18 protein-coding genes and 1 tRNA gene are annotated in these 19,052 nt (G+C 56.8%); 10 read left to right on the forward strand and 9 right to left on the reverse strand.

Translation table 11 applies throughout. The features are described from left to right. Positions 1-98 precede the first annotated feature (98 nt). The 8 genes from HY795_07610 (at position 99) to HY795_07645 (ending at position 5,970) form a co-directional block, all read left to right on the forward strand. A complete protein-coding gene (locus HY795_07610; GenBank protein ID MBI4805086.1) occupies positions 99-341 on the forward strand; it encodes a hypothetical protein in 243 nt (80 codons plus the stop codon). Between the two features lie 80 nt (positions 342-421). After that, positions 422-2,053, forward strand: a complete 1,632-nt coding sequence (gene hflX, locus HY795_07615) for a GTPase HflX (protein ID MBI4805087.1) — start codon at positions 422-424, stop codon at positions 2,051-2,053. 27 nt (positions 2,054-2,080) lie between these two features. After that, positions 2,081-2,156 (forward strand) — tRNA-Phe (locus HY795_07620). Between the two features lie 766 nt (positions 2,157-2,922). Next, positions 2,923-3,579 carry a hypothetical protein gene (locus HY795_07625; protein MBI4805088.1) on the forward strand — a complete coding sequence of 219 codons (657 nt, stop codon included), beginning with the start codon at positions 2,923-2,925 and terminating at the stop codon, positions 3,577-3,579. Positions 3,580-3,689: 110 nt separating this feature from the next. Continuing rightward, positions 3,690-4,061 (forward strand): CidA/LrgA family protein, encoded by a 372-nt coding sequence (locus tag HY795_07630; protein MBI4805089.1) that lies wholly within the window; start codon positions 3,690-3,692, stop codon positions 4,059-4,061. Continuing rightward, positions 4,061-4,738 (forward strand): LrgB family protein, encoded by a 678-nt coding sequence (locus HY795_07635; GenBank protein MBI4805090.1) that lies wholly within the window; start codon positions 4,061-4,063, stop codon positions 4,736-4,738. The genes HY795_07630 and HY795_07635 overlap by 1 nt, the downstream gene beginning before the upstream one ends. Positions 4,739-4,988: 250 nt before the next feature. Next, positions 4,989-5,552, forward strand: coding sequence for a sigma-70 family RNA polymerase sigma factor (locus tag HY795_07640; protein MBI4805091.1), 564 nt, complete (start codon positions 4,989-4,991; stop codon positions 5,550-5,552). A gap of 136 nt (positions 5,553-5,688) precedes the next feature. Next, a complete protein-coding gene (locus tag HY795_07645) occupies positions 5,689-5,970 on the forward strand; it encodes a zf-HC2 domain-containing protein (GenBank protein MBI4805092.1) in 282 nt (93 codons plus the stop codon). Positions 5,971-6,057: 87 nt separating this feature from the next. Here the strand turns inward: HY795_07645 and fliD are convergent, their stop codons facing one another. The 7 genes from fliD to HY795_07680 form a co-directional block, all read right to left on the reverse strand. Continuing rightward, the gene (gene fliD / locus HY795_07650) at positions 6,058-7,740 is read right to left on the reverse strand and encodes a flagellar filament capping protein FliD (GenBank protein ID MBI4805093.1); all 1,683 of its coding nucleotides are present in this window, start codon (positions 7,738-7,740) and stop codon (positions 6,058-6,060) included. An 82-nt stretch (positions 7,741-7,822) separates the two neighbouring features. Then, positions 7,823-9,316 carry a flagellar hook-associated protein FlgL gene (gene flgL, locus HY795_07655; protein ID MBI4805094.1) on the reverse strand — a complete coding sequence of 498 codons (1,494 nt, stop codon included), beginning with the start codon at positions 9,314-9,316 and terminating at the stop codon, positions 7,823-7,825. Between the two features lie 9 nt (positions 9,317-9,325). Beyond that, complete coding sequence (gene flgK / locus HY795_07660; protein MBI4805095.1) at positions 9,326-11,398, reverse strand: flagellar hook-associated protein FlgK; 2,073 nt, start codon at positions 11,396-11,398, stop codon at positions 9,326-9,328. 51 nt (positions 11,399-11,449) lie between these two features. Then, positions 11,450-13,018, reverse strand: a complete 1,569-nt coding sequence (locus tag HY795_07665; GenBank protein MBI4805096.1) for a flagellar hook protein FlgE — start codon at positions 13,016-13,018, stop codon at positions 11,450-11,452. A 24-nt stretch (positions 13,019-13,042) separates the two neighbouring features. Then, entirely contained in the window at positions 13,043-13,720 is a 678-nt protein-coding gene (locus HY795_07670) for a flagellar hook capping protein (protein MBI4805097.1), read from the reverse strand. A 172-nt stretch (positions 13,721-13,892) separates the two neighbouring features. Further along, a complete protein-coding gene (locus HY795_07675; GenBank protein ID MBI4805098.1) occupies positions 13,893-14,147 on the reverse strand; it encodes a zf-HC2 domain-containing protein in 255 nt (84 codons plus the stop codon). Positions 14,148-14,196: 49 nt separating this feature from the next. Continuing rightward, on the reverse strand, positions 14,197-14,880 hold the full coding sequence (locus tag HY795_07680; GenBank protein ID MBI4805099.1) for a sigma-70 family RNA polymerase sigma factor: 684 nt from the start codon (positions 14,878-14,880) through the stop codon (positions 14,197-14,199). Positions 14,881-15,340: 460 nt separating this feature from the next. On the opposite strand from HY795_07680, the gene HY795_07685 reads away from it, so the two are divergent. After that, positions 15,341-15,874, forward strand: coding sequence for a hypothetical protein (locus tag HY795_07685; protein ID MBI4805100.1), 534 nt, complete (start codon positions 15,341-15,343; stop codon positions 15,872-15,874). Positions 15,875-16,081: 207 nt separating this feature from the next. Here HY795_07685 and HY795_07690 read toward each other — a convergent pair whose 3' ends face one another. Beyond that, a complete protein-coding gene (locus HY795_07690; GenBank protein ID MBI4805101.1) occupies positions 16,082-17,149 on the reverse strand; it encodes a tRNA(5-methylaminomethyl-2-thiouridylate) methyltransferase in 1,068 nt (355 codons plus the stop codon). 282 nt (positions 17,150-17,431) lie between these two features. Beyond that, positions 17,432-17,839, reverse strand: a complete 408-nt coding sequence (gene mscL / locus HY795_07695) for a large-conductance mechanosensitive channel protein MscL (GenBank protein ID MBI4805102.1) — start codon at positions 17,837-17,839, stop codon at positions 17,432-17,434. A gap of 157 nt (positions 17,840-17,996) precedes the next feature. Here mscL and recA point away from each other — a divergent pair, with 157 nt between their 5' ends. Further along, the gene (recA, locus tag HY795_07700) at positions 17,997-19,037 is read left to right on the forward strand and encodes a recombinase RecA (protein MBI4805103.1); all 1,041 of its coding nucleotides are present in this window, start codon (positions 17,997-17,999) and stop codon (positions 19,035-19,037) included. Positions 19,038-19,052: the final 15 nt, after the last annotated feature.

A 19,052-nucleotide genomic window follows, 5' to 3' on the forward strand; every position in this document is an offset into this window, starting at 1 on the left:
TCCACGCCCGTGCGGTCAATGTATCGGATATGACACAACGTTGACGTTCCCCAACTCCATAGCCTAGAAGTTCCACAGACTTGCCTGAGGAGATAGCCATGAAAATCCTTCGCACAGCACTGCTGATCGCCGCCGTTGCCGCCCTGTCCGCCTGCGCCAGCCCACCTTACGCCAAGCAAGGCACTGCCCGGGGAGTAGCCATGGCCGACTACCAGGACTGCTATTCCAAGGGCTGTCTCGAACACTTCACCCCAGAGATCAAGGCCAGTGCCAACAAGTCCACCCGGGCTTGCATGAAGGCCCGCGGCTACTACGAAGTAGGCGATTTTCCTTGGTGGTAGACCAGGGCGCACCCACCTAGAAGCACAGGATCCAGACGAGGTTCCCCATCGCCAGCAAAGTCCAAGGCAACACAGAAGGCCTGAAACCCAGCCAGCTTAAGGCCCTGGAGCGTCTCTACTCCAGGCGCTATCCTGTTCTTGGCGGATACACGTCCGACCAGGCTCGCGAGTTGGCCGCCATCTCCCACGGCATAGGGCGGCAAGTCGGCCTGCTGATCGACCGCAAGGGCCGCCCGGACATGGTCCTGGTGGGCGAACCACACGCCATCTATATCCCGGAACTGGCGCGCTCCCGGCTGGGCTCTGGCCGGCTGCGCGGCCTGCGCCTTCTCCATACACATCTCCACGACACAGGCCTCGACCAGGAAGACTTAACGGACATGCTTTTTTTGCGCCTGGATTCCGTGGCCGTACTCACCGTGGACGCCATGGCCTCTCCCGCTAAGCTCCAGGTGGCCCACCTGGTCCCCAAAACAGCGCCCGGAGACACCGGCAAGCCTTGGACAGTTTTGCCACCCGTAGCCTGGGACCACTCCGAAACGGATTTCGAAGCACTCACCCAGGCCCTGGAAGATGAATTCACCCGCACGGACCAGCCCGTGGCCGGGGCCGAGGAAGGGGTGGCCGGCCGAGCGCTGCTGGTGGGCGTGGGAAGCGCCCCGCGCATGGACCTGGAGTCCTCCCTGGATGAGCTCGAGGCCTTGGCCGAAACAGCCGGGCTCTCCATCACCGGCAGGGTCATCCAGCGCGTGCCGCAGGTGAACCCGCGAACAATCATCGGCAAGGGCAAGCTCTCCGAGCTTGAGATTCTGGCGCTGTCCACCGGGGCGTCAGTGCTGCTCTTCGACGGGGAGCTGACCCCGGCTCAAATGAGAAACCTTGCCGATCTCACCGAACGCAAAATTCTCGACCGCACCCAGTTGATCCTTGATATTTTCGCCCAACGGGCGAACTCGCGCTCTGGCAAGCTCCAGGTGGAGATGGCCCAGCTCAAGTATACCCTCCCTAGGCTGGTGGGAAAAAACCTGGCCATGAGTCGGCTCATGGGAGGCATAGGCGGGCGCGGGCCTGGCGAGACGAAGCTCGAGATCGACCGCAGGCGCATTCGCGAGCGGTTGACCCGCATAAAAAGGGAGCTGACTGAACTGCGCAAGCAGCGCGCCCAGATCCGCGACAGGCGGGCCAAGGCCGGACTGCCCATCGTTTCCCTGGTTGGCTACACCAACGCGGGCAAATCCACCCTTTTAAACACGCTCACACAATCAAGCGTCCTGGCCGAGAACAAACTCTTCGCCACTCTTGATCCGGTAAGCCGTCGGTTGCGCTTCCCGGAGGAGCGAGAACTGGTCCTCACGGACACCGTGGGTTTTATCCGCGAGCTTCCCAAAGAGCTCAAGGAAGCCTTCCAGGCCACCCTGGAAGAGCTGGCCAGCGCGGACCTGCTGGTTCAGGTGGCTGATGCCGGGCACCTGGAACTGGCCGCCCAGGTCGAAGCCGTGGACGCGATTCTCAAGGACATGGAGTTGGAAACCGTGCCCAGGCTTTTGGCTCTCAACAAATGGGACACCCTGGACGCCGGGCGCAGGGCCTGGGCGCTGGGCCGCTATCCTGAAGGGATTCCCATCTCGGCAAAAAACCGCGAGACCCTGGAACCCTTGGTCCTGGAAATAGTCCGCTGCGTCGATTGGGAAAAAGGGGTTGCCAAGTCCTGAGAAAGGCGGTAGGGCACTCTTCCTCGCGCCGAGGTAGCTCAGTTGGTAGAGCAGGGGACTGAAAATCCCCGTGTCGGCAGTTCAATTCTGTCCCTCGGCACCACGAGTTTCAAGGGGTTACGGCAAAAAAGCCGTAACCCCTTTTTCGTGGCAGCTCGTTTTTCTCCCCACGCAGTTTCTCGCCATCCCATGATCTCATAGTCAATGTGTCTTTTCAGACCACCCTCCCCGTATGGCGGTACACTTCGAATAGCTGGAAAAGGAGCAGCCCCCACATGTGCCTTCCTCAGCTTCGATGTGCTGCTTACCCTTAGTGCATGCAAATAATTGCTTTGGCATCCAAACCGGGGTAACTTAGAGTATGAACTTCTTTTACTCACGGGGATGAACTCCCGCTGGAGGAAATATGAGCAAAATACTTTTTCTCATTATTGCAACAGCACTAATTCAAGGGTGTTCAGCATCCAGTAAACATGTCTATTTTCAAGACGGGTCCGAAGGTTTTAGGATACAGTGCGAAGGTGTAACTCCGTGTTACGACAAAGCTGGGACAATATGCGGAAAAAAAGGATTCACAACACTCGTACAGACAGTTGATGGAATGATAATTAAGTGTAGATAATTTATTCATATGTCTTTAACAAGTTCAACAAGTAGATTGATTAATATTGAGCACTTTCCTGCGAGCCCAGATCATCAGGGCAGTAATCCTTCTGTTGAGGTGTAATTGTTCTGACAGATGTCAGACAACTATTATTGATTTTAAAGCAACCCCTTTTTCGCGGGTTCCAAGGCGTACCCATTGAAGCCTGCACAATTCCGGGCTACCTCATGCCCCTGACTCTCACTTCATCCAGGCGGTCCGCTTCGTGCTCAAACAAGCCTACAAGAAGAACAAACAACTGATCATCACGGTCCTGCTGGTGGGAATGCTCGTCGGTGGCGGACATTTGCCCCAGCAAATCGAAAGCCTCCTTTTTTATCTGGTGGTTTTCGGAGTAGCTCTAATCGCTCATGCCAGGAACAAATCTCTCAACATCCTGCTCGGATGCAGCACCGTGTTTTACCTGCTCGCCTGGTTCAACGCTTTTCATGACGTGCTCTTCAACATCCTTTTTTGCGTTTCCGGGCTTATCTGCCTTTCATACGGCATAATCTCCTCAATACGTTTTGTGGTGAAATCCAAGGAAGTCACCATCGGGGAGATTTTCGCACTCATTAACTGCTACCTCATCATGGGTTTCTTTTGGGCCCTGCTCTATACCCTGGTGGAAGGCTTTTCGCCCGGAGCGTTCAGCATGAACGCAAAGCCGGCAAGGGACATGGACAGCTTCATCTATTTCAGCTTTTCGACCATGACCACAGTTGGCTACGGAGACATGGTGCCCCATTCCACTCTGGCCCAGCGATTAAGCATCACCCAGGCCGTCTTCGGGCAGTTCTACTTCGCCCTTGTGGTGGCCTATCTTCTCAACAAGCTGTTCCAGCAACGGACTGAGCCAACCGAAAACACCACCCCGAAATAGTCTTTCGTGCACTGGGCCTCCGGCCAAACTGAAACACCTCATTGCTTTTGCCCTGTCCCTCGGCTACGCAGCACGCCGTCACTTCATCCGCTTACGACAAGGCACTAGCTATGCGATGGATGCTTAAGCTCATTTTGCAGACAATTCTCCTCTGCGCCATCTACTGGGGAAGCAGGTGGCTCGTTGATGCCACAGGCCTACCTCTTCCCGGAAACGTGGTCGGCGTGGTCGTGCTGTTTACTCTCTTGTGTCTTGGCGTGATAAAGCTTGAGCACATCGCAGGAGCGGCAGATTTCCTGCTTAAGCACCTGGTGTTTTTTTTCGTCCCCATCACTGTTGGGCTGATGGAATGGGGCGGCGTTTTCAAAGAGCACTGGCTGGTGCTGCTCACGGCTGTTGTGGTCAGCTCCCTTGTTCCTCTCTGGCTGGTGGGATTCGTGACGCAGTGGCTGCACAAAAGGCGTGGGCCGTGCGACATCTGATGCTCCTTTCTTTCATCTGGCTCACGGTCTGTGCCTATTGGGTGTTGCGTAGATTGTCTCTGCGCTATCCCCACCCCCTGCTCAACGTGGTGGTGCTGAGCTCGGTCCTGGTTGCCCTGGTGCTCATTGTTCTGGACGTGCCGTACAGCGATTACGCACCAGCCCGGGACATCATGACCTTTCTGCTCGGCCCGGCCACGGTTGGGTTGGCGGTCCCGCTCTACCGCCACAGGGGCCTCCTAAAGATTTATGCGCTCCCCATCGTGGCCAGCGTCGCCCTGGGGGCGTTCACTGCCATGGCCCTCGCCGGGGGCATCGCCAGGCTTGGAGGCATGCCGCGCGAAGTGGTGATGTCCATCCTGCCCAAAGGCGTTTCCATTCCTTTTGCCGTGGAGATAGCGCGCCTGTACGACGGCATCCCTCCGCTTGCCGCGGCCTTCGTGGTGGCAACGGGCACCCTGGGGTCGCTTATGGGAGCATTGTTCCTGACGCGGATGAAGATTAAAAATCCCGTTGCCCGCGGCCTTGCTCTCGGGACCGTTTCACACGCCCAGGGGACAGCCGCCGCACTCCTCGAAGGCGAAGAACAGGGATCAATGGCCGGCCTGGCCATGATCCTCGCGGGTGTATTTACAGCTCTTTTCGCCCCAGTGGCCGTTCTGCTCCTCAACGAATAAAAAATTCAAAAATAATGCTGGACCGACAAGCTCCCCTGTAACCTCTTTCTCATCCCTCCCCTCTTATTTCTCGAGGAGGTGTTTGTAACACCCGCCAGCCCTTCGATTCCGAGTATCCCCTCAACAACCGGCGACACAAATGGCACCATGCTTGCTTCATTCCCATGGGGAAATGTTTTCCCAGCGCGCCACGCCTCAGGGCAAAACGGCGCAACGCACGGAAAAACACATTATTCCAAGGTGTTCTGGAATGTCATGCATACATAGCCTCGCCGAGGATGTCGAACTCGACAAGGTAATCTCAGGGGAAAAGGCTGCCTGGGATCATTTTGTGGAAAAATTTGCCGGGCTGCTTTACAGCGTCGCGTTCAGGACGTTGCGCAGACACACCTGGGTCACGGACACCGAAGACGCGAAGGATGTGGTCCAGGACATTTTCCTGCGCCTGGTCAAGGACGGCTTCAAGCTCCTGCGCTCCTACGACCGGAACCGTGCGTCGCTTCCCACCTGGCTGACAGTCGTTGGCAGATCCACGGCCATCGACTTCCTGCGCCGCCAGGAAAGCCAGAATACAATTGAACTAGACGACACCATTCCCGCGGACAAAGACGTTTTTTTCGGAGGCCGCCTCGAGCTGCCCCCGGGCCTGCTCTCCGATCGGCAGCACCAGATACTGCGCATGCTCTTCGACGATGACATGGACGTTTCCGATGTGGCAGGCGCCCTCAAGGTTCAGGCCCAGACCATACGCAGCCTCAAGCACCAGGCCCTGATGAAGCTCCGCGAGCATTTCGGAACCGCATCCGAGGCGTAAACGCGTTTCTGCCCTAAAGGTTTTTCCACATCCTGCCGATTTCTCTTCCGGTTTTGGCTTCTTGACCGTGGATTTCCCGCGGGCTATTGAGCCACAACGTCTTACCGACCACGACTCCAAAAACACCGGAGCATGCATGCCCAAGGATGGCGGCGCGAACAAAGGGATCCCCATGGATGGGATTCGTCCCGAGGACCTGGACAGTTGTCCCGACGCACTCACCCTGGCGTCCTATCTGGACGGGAAGATGGAGGACAAGGAGCAGGCCCTTTTGGAATACCATCTCACCCGGTGCGCCAAGTGTGCAAAGGACGTGTCGGAACTGCGCGAAATCATCGCCCAGGTCGAACTCGGACCGGATCATTCGCAGCGAGTGAGGGAAGTGGTTGAGCGCGGCAAGAAGATTCTCGACAGTTAAGCGTCCCCTCCCATATCGACCCCGTACACTGGCTCACCGGGTCACCCGTCAGCAGGCAATCGGCATTCACTCACCGCGCCCAAGCTCTTAATCACTCGAGAGCTGCGTAATATATGAGGACAAACTGTCCTGGATGTCGCTGTACGTGCCCAGCAGCGTGTCCAGACGGGAGAATTTGTCCTTCAGGTGCGTTGCCAGGGTGGCTATGCGCACGTTCTCATTATCGATCTTCTCCTGAATGTTATCCTGAATGGTTGCGTAATTGTCCTCCAAGATTGCCAGCGGCCCGGTTTCGGAATTGGTGAGGTCGCCCAACTCGTCCACAAGCTCCGCAGCCTTTCCCAGCCTGACGTTGACGGTATGGCTGTAGGAACCGTCTGTCATGTTGTTGACCGTGAGCACCATGCCGCCCTCGTCGTACCCGTAACTCCCGGTGAGGGTGGATGCATTCGATGAGAACATGGCTTGATGGCCGTTGATGGACGCAGAGGTCAACTTGCCGCCCGAAACCGTATAGCTGACATCGTACGTTCCCGCCTTGGTGATGCCGTCGACGAAAGACGTATACGTCACGTCCGCGCTGTCCGTATCCCCCAGGTATTGCGCCGCGAAGATCTTGCCCGCCGCATACGCGTTGGAGGAGAGCACCGCCCGTAAAGTGTCCTCGTCAAAGAGTATCTGCCCGAACGTGTCAGACCCCTCGTCGGCATCCGTGGAGAGCCCCAGCGGGGAAAGCGATGAGTACGTATCGCGCTTGTAGTTGAAGCCAAGCCCTGTGGCTGCCGTGATGTTCTTCATGACCGAATCGATTATTTGTACTCCGTAGTTTCCCGTCAGAAGAGACGCCGTTTCCGTCGTTGAGTCGTAGGCGGTCAGTTCCTTTATGGCCGAGCGAACTTCGTTCACCTGGTCCACGAAGGACTGGACGTTCTCCACCACCGCGTCGATGTCCGTTTCCACGGTTATGGTTCCGGCGCCGGACGATTTGAGCAGCATGGTCACCCCGTCTATGACATCCGTCACCGTGTTGCTTGCCCTGGCGATGTAAGCGTCGCCCAGCGGCCAGCCGTTTATCTTGAGTTTGGCGTCCTGGTTCTCCTGCGTGGTCACGAAATCCGAGGCGGTGAAACCTGACAAGGTCGTACCGCTGGCGATGATCAGGCTGTTGGCCGCACCTGTGTCCATTCCCCGGAACTGGAGATAGTACTCACTGCCGTCGTAGATGGTGGACGCGCGCACACCCGTGTTGGACGACTGGGCGTTTATGATGTTGACCAGGTCCGTAAGCGTTGCCGATGCGGGAATCGTGTTGGAAACCGTGACACCCGCATAGGTGAAGATGAACTTCCCCGAGGTGTCGAGCTGGTTGATATCCTGGCTGAGAGACGAATACCCGGAAGCGGTGACCATCATCTTGTTCTTCGCCAGCTGCTGAACGGTGTAGGTGTAGGTCCCGGCATCCGCGGAACCGCTGGCCGTGGCCGAGACCACATCGCTGTCCGAGGACGTTGCCGACTTCTGCAGGAACTCGCTTATAGTATCCATGCTTTGCAGCGTTGTTCTGAGGCTCAAAAGTTTGGTGTTGAGCGCCTGAAACGCCGTGACCTTGTCCGCCCAGGTCTGCTGCCAGGTCTGGTAGGTGGTGACGCGGGTCTGCTCGACAGCAACCAGCTGGTCGATCATGGTGCTGAAATCCGTACCGCTTCCAAGGCCGGAAAAATATATGGATCCAGACGTGCTGACGCCGGATGTCGCGTCTCCTATGGCCATCTTTTCCCTCCACTTTGGTTCGTTACCGCTTACGAGGCAACGCGCCAATTTCTCACGAGCGATGCTGCCTCTCGCAGGTACATCAGATGTAATCCAACAGGCTCATTCCCATTATCTTGGTGGATGACGCCAACACGCTCTGATAGGTGTACTGGTATTTTGACAGATCTATGAGCACCTGAGTGATGTCTGCGTCCTCCACGGCACTCAGATTGGTTTCCGCGTTGTCGCGCAGGACTGATATCGTGTTTTCCGCGAAATCAAGCCGGTTCTCCCTGGCTCCAACGCTGGCGGTGCATGTCTCCAGATACGCCTGGGCAATGGTCAAGCTCTCCAGGTCGTCGCCCACCCCGTCCATGTCGTTGGTCTCAAGATGGCCGATGAGTGAGCCTATGGTCTCAAAGATGTTTTTGGAGGAACCGGATCCGAAAACCACCGAGGCGTTGCTGGCACCGGCAGCCTTGTAGAGCCCTCCGAAGACGTCTTTTCCAACGCTGTTGATGACCACCGCTCCAGAGGGCGAGATCCCCACATTGATATCGGCTGTATTGGGCACGATGGTGAGCTGGTCCCCTGAAGCGAGTGTGCCGCCCCCGTTGGAGGCCAAGACAAGGTACCCGCCGGGCACGAGCAGCCTGGAGTTGCTGGCGACATTGCCGCCCACCCAATTCATTCCTCCATCCAGACTGTATGAATAGCTGATGGGGCCAGGCAGGCTGGAATTGCTGGCTATGCGAACGGTGACGTTGCCCGAGAATTCTCCGTCGGCCGTGGCGTTCACCAACGAGGCCCCGTATTTTCGGACCGTGGCTCCGTCCTGGTCGTCCCCCAGATACAGGGCCGATGGCCGAAGCGTCAGTGATGTTCCGCCCCCGGTTCCGCTCGCCGTGACCACTGAACCGTTCTTAAGCGTCACGGAACATCCTCCCAGATCGAGCGTGGTGCTGCCAGCAGCCAGTGTGCCCGAGGTCCAGGTGGTGCCCCCGTCGCTCGAATACGCATAGGCGATGTCCGCCGTTCCTCCGATGGTCCCGCTGTTGGAGAAGTGCACCAGCACGCTGGTGTCGCTCCCGCCCGCAACGCTGATCACGGCGTCCTGGGTCAAGGTGGAATCCTCCACCGTGGCGTAGAGTATTTCGGTGAACGCAGCTCCATTCGTTTTCTGCCCTGCGAAGATACTGTTGCCGCTGACCGTCGTGTTGGCCAGAGAAAGCACCTGCGAAAAAAGAGCCCTCACCTGGGTGGCTATCTCCTGCCGGTTCTCGGCGCTGAGAGTTCCCGTGGCCGCCTGTTCGGCCAGTTCCCTGATGCTGGTCATGGCCGTACTCACTTCCAGCAGGCTTGAATCGGCCTGATTGAGCCAGCTTTTGGCCACATTGATATTGTCCGAATACTGGTCCAGGGTTTTGATGATGGTGTTTAAGTTCCTCGCTTCCGCGTACCCGGCGGGATCATCCGAAGGGCGATTGATTTTTTTCTGCGACGCGCTCTGCTCTTGTGCGGCCGCCAGGTTGCTCAAGGCGCTGTTCATGTATTGTATCGAACCGGAGTAGATCATGTTTTGCGATATTCGCATGGCGGCCTCCTATTTCAGGCTGAGAATCGTGTCGAACATGTCGCTCGACGTCTGTATGAGCTTCGCGGCAGCCTGATAATTCTGCTGATACTGCATGAGCCGTGTGAGTTCTTCGTCCAGGTTTACGCCGGACACGGATTCGCGTTGTGTTTCCAAGTCCTCGGACAGCGTGGAAGCGTAAGTGTAGCTGGCCGACGCCGTGGAAGCATCCGCCCCAACCTGGGCGGAAAGAGCGGACAGATACCCGGAAAATGTGTTGTTGGCCGTGCCGCCTGCGGCGTTGAACGTAACGCTTGAACCTGCCAACGCAGCCAGAGCCAGGGCCGTCTCGTTGTCACCGGCATTGACCTCACCCGCGCCGTTGACATGCCCGGCGCATAGCCGTGAGGAATCGTTGGCCACTGCGGCGGACACTGCGATGCTCTCCGCGTCCGTCCCGGAAAAGAGCGTGTTGATGCCTAGTCCGGCCAGGAGCCCGGAAGTGTCCTCGGCGAACTGGAATTCCACTCCGTCCGTAGCGCTGATGGACAGTTTCCCGTCCTGGATCGTGGCTGAGAGCTGACCCGGATAAGTGGCGTTGATGGCGTCCCGGACGTCCTCCAGGGAATGCACCGAGGGATCAAAGCTCGAGGTGCCCGGCGTGATTGAACTGAAATCCAGGGCCGTAATCGAGATGCTCTCGCCGGTCTCCTCGTCGTAGAGGGCGATGGATATGTTGCCCGCCTGGAGTTTGTCCGCCCAGTAGAGGCCGCTGTTGCTGAGGGCGGCGGCAGTGTCTTCCGCCGCATATTCCCCGGTGGCCTGGGACATGTTCGTAAGCCCTGCCCCCTGGCTGTGCGTTCGGTTCATGTTCCAGATGAGACTTTCGGCAAATGAATCCAGCTTGTCCTGGTATTCGCCCACGTATTGGTCGCGAACCGCGAAAAGCCCGGCCAGCGTGCCCCCGCTCAGGCGGTTACTCGAATCGCTCCCGGCCAAAGGCGTGACGTTGACTTCGCCGCCCGTGGCGGTGATCCAGTAGATACCGCTTTTGGGCATCACATCGAACTTGTCCCCGGCGCTTATGGATGTGGTTGGCGCCACATCCGGATCGTCAGCCGTGCCGAACCAGATGGAGACCCCGTCCACCGTCTCCTTGTTGCTGGAATCACCCGCTTTGAAGACCTTTGTCTGGCCGTCCTCGTCTGTTACCCAGGTTTTTCCTCCGTCCAACGACACCTGGTATGTGGCTGCAGTGGCACCACCCGAACAGTCGCCTCCGCTAACGAACTTGACCAGAAGCTCGTTGCTTGAGCTTCCCGAAAAGTAGAGCTGGCCGTCGAATCCTGAATCCGCGCTCAAGGCCGCGGTGCATTTGGGTCCTTCCACTTTGAACGAGTAAGCGGCTTCACCGTCAACCAGCGTCTGGCCTTCACCGGTCAATATCCTCAGTTGCCCGTCGTCTTCGGTGATCACGCTCACGTCGATATAGGTGGCCAACTCCCGCACCAGTTCGTCGCGCTGGTCCAACAGACCGCTGGAACTCGTGGTGGAGCTGGCCACCCTGTTGAAGGCAGCGAGTTGCTCGAGCAGTCCGTTGACCGTGTCCACCTGGCTTGAGATGAACGAATTGACCGAGGCAACCTCGGAATCCAGGCTGTCCTGAAGCGAATTGAGCAGCTGCGCCAGCGACGTGGCCGACTCGATGACCTCCGTCCTGACCGAGGCATTGGACGCGGTGGACGAAAGGCTCTCCAGGCTGGTCATGAAGCTGTCCAGGGCCGAGGATATGCCGGAGCTGTCGGTGCTGTTAAAAAGCTCCTCCACCTGGGCAAGGTTGGAGTAGATGACGCTCTGGCAGGAACTGGTGGAGGACTGCTCCAGGCAGCGCCGCTCAAGATACTCGTCGAACTGCCTTATTATGGCCTGGATAGTGCTCCCGCAGCCAACCCCGTTTACGGAGACGCCATCCGTGGCGAATTCCACCGTACGGCGGGAATAACCCGTTGTTGAGGCGTTGGTGACGTTTCCGCCGGTGACGCTCAAGGCCACCTGGAAGTTGGAAAGCGCCGTCTTGCCTATGCTCAGGAGATTGTTCAACATAGTATATCCTTCCCGTTCTTGCCGCTCGTCCAGTCGCGGTAAGGACGGCCGCTACCTCTTGAGCTGAATGACTTCCGACAGCATCTGGTCCACCGTGCTGATGACCTTGCTGTTGGCCTGGAAGCCCCTCTGGTAGGTGATCATGTTGACCATCTCCGTGGCCGTATCCACATTCGACTGCTCCAGTTTTCCAGAGGCGATGCTGCCCATGCCGGAGTTGTTGGCGGTGCCGATGCGCGGTTCCCCGGAATCCGTGGTGGCGCTGTAGAGGTTGCTGCCTTCGCGCTCGAGCCCCTGGAGATTGGTGAAGTTGGCCAGCCCGACCACAAAGAGGCTTTTGGTCTGGTTGTTGGAGTAGGTCCCCGTAACGATACCGTCTGAATCCACCGCGATGCTTTGGAGATACCCGGAAGTGTAGCCGTCCTGGGATTGGTCCACTATGCTGAAGGCGCTGGAGTAGGCGGTGGTTGTTGTGTCGTCCGCCTTGGCGCTGGTCATGACGGGCAGGTTGTCGAAGTCGGTTCCCACCAGCGAGGCGTTGGCCACACCGCCGGTCCATCCTCCGTTCTTGGTGGTACTGTGCAGGCCGAGATCAAGCTTGATGGTGCTGGCGTTTGACGCGGTCGAAACGCTGGCGTTGGAGGATGCGGTGAAGTTCGCCGTGAAAACTGGGTAGCCATCGGAGGAGAACGTGGCAGGAACCCAGTTGGTCAAATCCTTGTAATTGCCGGTGGCGTTGGAACTCAGGGTGAAGGCGCTCATGCTCTTTACGCTTCCCGAGGAATCGAAGGTGATGGTTCCGGCCATGAGAAGGCCCGCCGAGGAGGTCGAGCTCACTTTCACTCCGTTGATGGTCCGCCCGTCCTCTGTCGGGTCGCAGGCCACCACGTATTCCCAGACATTCGCCCCAGAGGCGTTGCTCACCTTGTCGTAGTAGACGGTTACGTCGTGGGACGCTCCGGCGCTGTCGTAGACCTTAATGGTGCCCTGGTAAGAGTAGCTGGTGTCGGACAGGGCCGTTTCGGATTGCCCGGCCCAGGTTTTGAGCAGGGCGAAGAAGGGGTCGGTGGCGTCCGTGGTCTTTTCAGTGGCTGATTTGTTGAGGTTGGTGACCATGCGCATCTTGGTGGTGGCCGAGGGGCTGATCTGGAAGCTGGAGAGTTTGATGTCTCCCAGAGACCCGATATTGGACACCTGTCCGGTGGTGGAATTGGTATAGGCCTTCCAGCCCTGGACCACGTAGCCGTTGGGGTCCACCAGATAGCCGTTGTTGTCGAATTCGAAGTTCCCGGCGCGGGTGTAGTAGGTCTTGTCGGTATTGGGGTTGTTCACCATGAAGAAGCCGTTGCCGCTTATGGCCAGGTCCGTGGCGGAGCTGGTGGTCTCGAAGGCCCCCTGGGAGAAGTCGCCGTAGATGCTGGCGATGTCCGCGCCGAGCCCCACCTGGCCGTAGGTGTTGCCCGTGGAAATGTTCTGGTAGAAGAAATCTTCGAATTGTGTTGCGGAACGCTTGAACCCCATGGTGCTGGAGTTGGCCAGGTTGTTGCCCACAACGGACATGGCTTGGCTGTGGACGGTGAGGCCGGCTATCCCGCTGTACATGGCTGATATGAGACTCATAGGAATTCTCCTTTCGTTGGGCGGTTAGGCGTCGGTGTCGGTCACGCTTTGGATATTGGACAGGCTCACTTCCCTTCCATCCTTGAGCGTGAGCATGATGGTCCCGCTCGACACGGACACGCCGGTCACCACGCCGGAAACCGTAGTGCTGGCCGTCACTTCGTTGCCGTCCGCGTCAGACCCGGCGATTGCGATGGAGTATGTTCCGTCGTCCACAACCTTCCCGTCGCTGTCCAAACCATCCCACTGGAAGGTGTAGTCGCCGGCCTCCTTGCTCCCGATGTTCACTGTTCTGACGAGGTCCCCGTCGGAACTGTAGACGTAGGCTTTGAGCGTTGTGACGTCCGAATCCAGGGTGTAGGTGGTCGAGGAAGCCGTGCCGTCTTCCACCGAGAGGGAATAACCTGAGGCCATGACCGTCTTTCCTATGTAGGAGGCTGCACTCGTCGCGGTCTGGAGGTTCAGCGCGGTGAGAGCGGAGGTGAGGGTCGTATTCATATTGGTCATCTGTTCCAGCATGGAGAACTGGGTCAGCTGACCGATCATCTCGGCAGGGTCCGTGGAGTTGAAGGGATCCTGATTTTCGAGCTGAGCGACGAGAATGCTCAGGAAGTCGTCCTTGCCCAAGGAGGACGATACCGTGTCCGTTGTGCTGCTGGCAGTAATGCTGTTGAGATACGAAGTGGTGTCGATATACGTCATGGCGACTGTCTCCTTGTGTTCTGCACGTTTCCCTACCAGCCGCCATGGACGTACCATGGCGGAGATCCTAGCGACCGGGAATGCGAAGAAGACAATCGGCGTAAAATCTATCTTTGCTTTGTCGCGAAATAATTGGCGTATGCTTTTCTAGATGAGTGTCACATCCATATTATTAGTTATATCTCTCAATTGTAAGAGTCGCATGACTCCCATACACATTGCGTAAACGTGCTTTGCGCTGCGTATCTCCCCCCCATACAATGCTTTTCCCCTTTTGCACGCAAACCGGGTCCAGCTCCAGACCACTCACATCCATCAACGACCGCAACTCATCCAGGGCCCTCCGGCATTTCTCACACCGCCGGATGTGTTCCCTCCACCTAGCATCCTCGTCCTGGGTGAGCGCGCCATCCAGGAAGGCGGCCATTCCGTTGGATCCAGGGCACTTCATGCCCAAACCCTCATCCACAGTTCCATCACTGGTACGCGCCACCTGTCTTCAAGAAGCGCCACTCCTGCTGCAGCCGCTCCATGGCTTGCCATTGCAGCGTCAGCACCTCATCCGAAGAGACCCCGAGCATGTTCGCCGCCTGGTGGACCGTGCATCCTTCTCCGTACAAAAGACGCAACACGCACTTTTGCGAAGGAGAGAACATGTCATCAAGGCCATCCAGGTATTCCTCAGCACCTGACACGTTAACATTCATGCACCGGAATATATCTGACACTGATGATCGCGAATAATGAGCATTCCGAATATAATCCAATGCGATCTCTCTCGACAAAACGACAACGCATGTCTGCACCGAGCAACGCTCTAAACTGTCAAAATATGTCGGAACAGCTATCTCATCGCGCAGTTTATTCATAATGATTTTCTTTATCATGGAGACATCATTCTCTTTATCGTGACCAACATGTTTACATAAGCATATCCTGACTACACTGTCCACCATGTTCCATATGTCGTGAGCCATGTTCATATTCAACATGAACATCTCCGCCACAAGATCCACAGCACATTCGAAATCATCACAAGTGGAATACATGATTTTCTCCACATTCTTATGGATGTCCGTCATAACTTCAGCAACGCGCAAGACGCCGATTGTCTTTTTCGCATTCCTTGCCAGAATATACGGAGGCGCCAGACCAAACATCCATGGCCGGATCAAAAAAGTGTGGAAAAACCCTAAAGTCGAGGATTTGACAAAAAATAACAGCGCTATTTCAGGCTGTTGTCTCCATGAAGAGTGTGAGAAAAACTTCGTATGACTCGCAGGTTTGCCTGAATATGAACCCAGACCACCTTAATAAAATCATCCCGGCGCACCGCTCGCCAAACACTCAGGGCAACAATAGGGCTCCGTGACACTTTACTCTGCATCCGATCGGAATTTTTGGCAGATTTTCGGCTTCTATTGACCTTGGCTGGTCAAACTCTGCGTATTAGCAGAATGCTCTTCGCATCAACGAAAGATTTTTAGGAGGAAACTCTCAAAATCACAGGGGGGAGCACAACTCCAAGACACTTGGATCACGCAGTGCTCTCGCCATAATCAGCCCTTTTCCTTGCGCCCGCGCGGTGTCATATGCTATGCTTCTAAGTGGGAGGATTTCATGATGAATAAGGCATATCTCTCACCGGTATTATTTTTATTGATCTTCACGTCTCATGCGTGGGGGCAAACGACCTACAGTGGCGAAATGATTTCTTACCAGGGCGATTTCAGGCAGTTCGACGTTTTCGGTGCAGGCCCCGTGACCGGCTCTGTTTCCGGGAACACCCTGACAATAACTTCTCAGGGCGGGAAATATACGTATAACGGCTACCAGGACCCAAAATATACCTTCGATTGGTCCATCAGCCTTGACAAAAATGTAGCTAGCGCCATGACTACAGGAAGCGGGGTCACAACCTATCAAGGAACCTTCACATACGGCCAAGTGAGCGGTTCGCAATCGATCAATGGGTCAGGACAGCTGAACGGCTCAACCAGCAACGGCACCTTGACTCTGCAGACCTACAACGGCCGCATGGGTGTAAACGGAGTCAATCCCGCAAATACTACGGTCGACGACTGGAACACGGCAGCTTTCAACTGGAACATGTCCATGCCCACCAGCGCCGTTCGCTCTTGGCTTGGTCTTTAATTCAAAGCGAAAGAACCCATCCAAAAGCAGACAGCCCTAGTCACATGACTAGGGCTGTCTGCTTTTGGATGAACACTCACCAACAACCTGAAATATATTTTAAAACTTAGATTTTGCGGGTCATACACGGCATTCGCTCAACCGCAAAAGGACTCCGGTACGTCCCTTCGTGCGGAATCATTGTATCCCTACTCCATCAAATAACTCTTAATACCCATCATCTTCGTCCGTTTCCGCGAACATGGCCTTCTTGACCGGCACCAGTTCCTCCCAGGACATGTCGGCAAGCCCCAGGCGCGACACGCGGCTTGGCGTCACCACAACCTCGCGTGTTTCACCATTACGAGTAAGCGACACACGCACCGGGATTCCCGTGGCAACGGCCTTGGGACAATAAGACACAACAAGCGCAGCAGCGTCGCAAAGCGACTCCTCGTTCCAATCCGCACCCGGAAGCGGACGCACCAAGCCGAACGGGCCCGGGAAATCGACAACATCAAGGACCCAGTCGCCGGTTTCGGCCAACCCAAGGAGCGATTCGTTATCCACCTGGTTGCGCCCCATGGCCAGCCAATAAGGCCCGGACCAAAACTGACGGCCCACGTTGGCCAGCAGGAAGTCCTCCGCGCGAGCTGGCTTGGCGTGTTGAAAAATGAGCACATATCGTTTGGCGGATTCGAACTCGGTGAGCTTGCACCCCCCGGCGGGCTGGGGAATCTTTTTGAGGCCCATCTCTCTGGCCAATCTGAACTGCGGTTTTCGGGTTCGCCCTCCAAAACTATGCAGCTTTTCGCGATCCACCAGGCCTGAGTCTTCCATGGGCGTGGGTTTCATGTTCTTGGCGCACAATGGGCGCAGGAGCACGTCCCGCACACCTGCGTCCCGGCTGATGACGTCCAGGGCATCCCGCCGCTGAGACATCGGGCGCTGTCCTTTCACCTCGCCGGTAACCAGAAACTTAACCCCGTACGCCTCCATAAGCTCTCTGCATTGCGATAGCATGAGGATCTTGCAGTCCACACACGGATTAAGCCCCTTGCCAACGCCATGTTCCGGCCCTTGGAGCATCATGGCCACATACCGGACGCTAACGTCCACCGGTTCAATGTCCAGACCGTAATCCGCGGACCACTGCGCGATTTTGTCCGGATGGCCGAAAAAGGGACTCACGAAATGCAGACCCAACACGGAAAGCCCCTGGGCTTGCACGGTCTTGGCCGCAAGAATGGAGTCCAGGCCCCCGGAGAACATGGCCAGCGCGTCGTATTTTTTCATGAATCCGATGGGTTTTTCCTTGGATGATTTTGGCAATTGGAGTGCCACAAAGCACCGGCTCTCCCGAGCCGCCGCCATGCCCTACCAACGATGGTCGCAAAAGGCGATACTCGTGTGATGTCCTCGAAATGCAGTGATGCGAAGCCTCACTGCATTTCGAGGAGGATCGTCCGCCGGAAAGTGTGATTTCCGGCTCTCTCACGGAGCCTGCGGCTCCAAGGCCGCCTTCCGGCGGCCCTGTGTCGCGTCTTTTTCGTGGACACTTTATTCGTGGATGCGAAACTAGGGCTGCCGCGCTTTGAGAAGGTCGCGGATTTCCATAAGCAGCGCTATATCCGGAGGCGGCGCTGCGACATGGTCTTCAGGCTGTGCTCCTCTGCGCTTGAGGGCGTTTATTCCCTTGACCATCATAAAGATGGCGAACGCGACAATTGTGAAATCGACGAGTGTCTGTATGAAGTTGCCATAGTTCAACGTGGCGCTTTTCATTCCCTCAAGTGGCGGGGAGAGAGTAAGTTTTAGACTGGTAAAATCCACTCCTCCGAGCAGCATACCTATCGGCGGCATCACCACATCCGCCACCAGCGAAGATACTATCTTGCCGAACGACGCACCGATTATCACACCCACAGCGAGGTCCATGACATTGCCCCGCATGGCAAATTCCTTGAATTCTTTTAGAAAGCTCATATGTCCTCCTCGTGATAATTTGCCAAGAGCGTACTCTTGCCACTGTATCATGACAACAATTTCGGCATACGGAACGATCCGGAAATGGCCGTTGCCCCTTGGCGGAGCTTTTGCTATGCCCCTTGGGCATTTCCCACTTTCCACAAGGATGTTCCCCATGGCCAAAAAAGCCGCCGGTTCGCCCCAGGACGCCCGCCTGGAAGCCCTGACTACCGCCCTGACCACCATCGAGCGCAAATACGGGCAAGGCTCCGTCATGCGCATGGACGAGGAAACCCACGCCGCCATCCCGTCCATCCCCACCGGGTCCATCGCGCTGGACCTTGCTCTGGGCATCGGCGGCATCCCAAAAGGGCGCGTAGCTGAGATTTACGGGCCAGAATCCTCTGGCAAGACCACCCTTGCCCTGCACCTCATCGCCCAGGTGCAGAAACTGGGTGGCACCGCGGCCTTCATCGACGCCGAACACGCCCTGGACATCAACTACGCCAAGCGTTTGGGTGTTAAGACTGATGAGCTGCTCATCTCGCAGCCCGATTATGGTGAACAGGCCCTGGACATCACCGACCTCCTGGTCCGGTCCGGTGCCGTGGACGTTATAGTGATCGACTCTGTGGCCGCGCTCATCCCCCAGGCCGAACTGGAAGGAGAGATGGGCGAGACCCAGGTGGGCTCACAGGCAAGGCTCATGAGTCACGCCCTGCGCAAGCTCACCAGCACCATCCACAAGTCCCATGCCGCTGTGGTCTTCATCAACCAGATTCGCATGAAAATCGGCGTCACCGGTTACGGCAGCCCCGAGACCACCACCGGCGGCAACGCCCTGAAATTCTACGCCTCCGTGCGTTTGGACATCCGCCGCATCCAGACTTTGAAGGACAAGGAGGAAGTCTACGGTTCTCGCTGCCGGGTGAAAGTGGTGAAGAACAAGGTGGCCCCGCCCTTCCGCGAAGCCCAGTTCGACATCCTTTACGGCACCGGGATCTCACGCGAAGGCGAGATCATCGACATGGGCGTGGAGATGAACATCATCGACAAATCCGGGGCATGGTTCGCTTACGGTACCGAGCGCCTGGGGCAGGGCAAGGAAAACGTACGGGCCTTCTTGCTGGAACATCCTGAGATAAAGCAACAGATTGAAGACAAGATATACGAGCACCTGGGTTTGAAAGAACCCAGAGCTGCAGAGCAAGAATAGATTCCTTGCGGGGCT

Source organism: Desulfovibrio sp., assembly GCA_016208105.1.
Classification (GTDB): domain Bacteria; phylum Desulfobacterota; class Desulfovibrionia; order Desulfovibrionales; family Desulfovibrionaceae; genus Fundidesulfovibrio.

What these genes read in the sequence shown, in the direction of transcription:
- HY795_07610 (MBI4805086.1), top strand. Translation starts at nt 99, where the DNA reads ATGAAAATCCTTCGCACAGCACTGCTGATCGCCGCCGTTGCCGCCCTG.
- HY795_07630 (MBI4805089.1), top strand. Translation starts at nt 3,690, where the DNA reads ATGCGATGGATGCTTAAGCTCATTTTGCAGACAATTCTCCTCTGCGCC.
- HY795_07635 (MBI4805090.1), top strand. Translation starts at nt 4,061, where the DNA reads ATGCTCCTTTCTTTCATCTGGCTCACGGTCTGTGCCTATTGGGTGTTG.
- HY795_07640 (MBI4805091.1), top strand. Translation starts at nt 4,989, where the DNA reads ATGTCATGCATACATAGCCTCGCCGAGGATGTCGAACTCGACAAGGTA.
- HY795_07645 (MBI4805092.1), top strand. Translation starts at nt 5,689, where the DNA reads ATGCCCAAGGATGGCGGCGCGAACAAAGGGATCCCCATGGATGGGATT.
- fliD (MBI4805093.1), bottom strand. Translation starts at nt 7,740, where the DNA reads ATGGCCATAGGAGACGCGACATCCGGCGTCAGCACGTCTGGATCCATA.
- flgL (MBI4805094.1), bottom strand. Translation starts at nt 9,316, where the DNA reads ATGCGAATATCGCAAAACATGATCTACTCCGGTTCGATACAATACATG.
- flgK (MBI4805095.1), bottom strand. Translation starts at nt 11,398, where the DNA reads ATGTTGAACAATCTCCTGAGCATAGGCAAGACGGCGCTTTCCAACTTC.
- HY795_07665 (MBI4805096.1), bottom strand. Translation starts at nt 13,018, where the DNA reads ATGAGTCTCATATCAGCCATGTACAGCGGGATAGCCGGCCTCACCGTC.
- HY795_07670 (MBI4805097.1), bottom strand. Translation starts at nt 13,720, where the DNA reads ATGACGTATATCGACACCACTTCGTATCTCAACAGCATTACTGCCAGC.
- HY795_07675 (MBI4805098.1), bottom strand. Translation starts at nt 14,147, where the DNA reads ATGGCCGCCTTCCTGGATGGCGCGCTCACCCAGGACGAGGATGCTAGG.
- HY795_07680 (MBI4805099.1), bottom strand. Translation starts at nt 14,880, where the DNA reads ATGTTTGGTCTGGCGCCTCCGTATATTCTGGCAAGGAATGCGAAAAAG.
- HY795_07685 (MBI4805100.1), top strand. Translation starts at nt 15,341, where the DNA reads ATGATGAATAAGGCATATCTCTCACCGGTATTATTTTTATTGATCTTC.
- HY795_07690 (MBI4805101.1), bottom strand. Translation starts at nt 17,149, where the DNA reads ATGAAAAAATACGACGCGCTGGCCATGTTCTCCGGGGGCCTGGACTCC.
- mscL (MBI4805102.1), bottom strand. Translation starts at nt 17,839, where the DNA reads ATGAGCTTTCTAAAAGAATTCAAGGAATTTGCCATGCGGGGCAATGTC.
- recA (MBI4805103.1), top strand. Translation starts at nt 17,997, where the DNA reads ATGGCCAAAAAAGCCGCCGGTTCGCCCCAGGACGCCCGCCTGGAAGCC.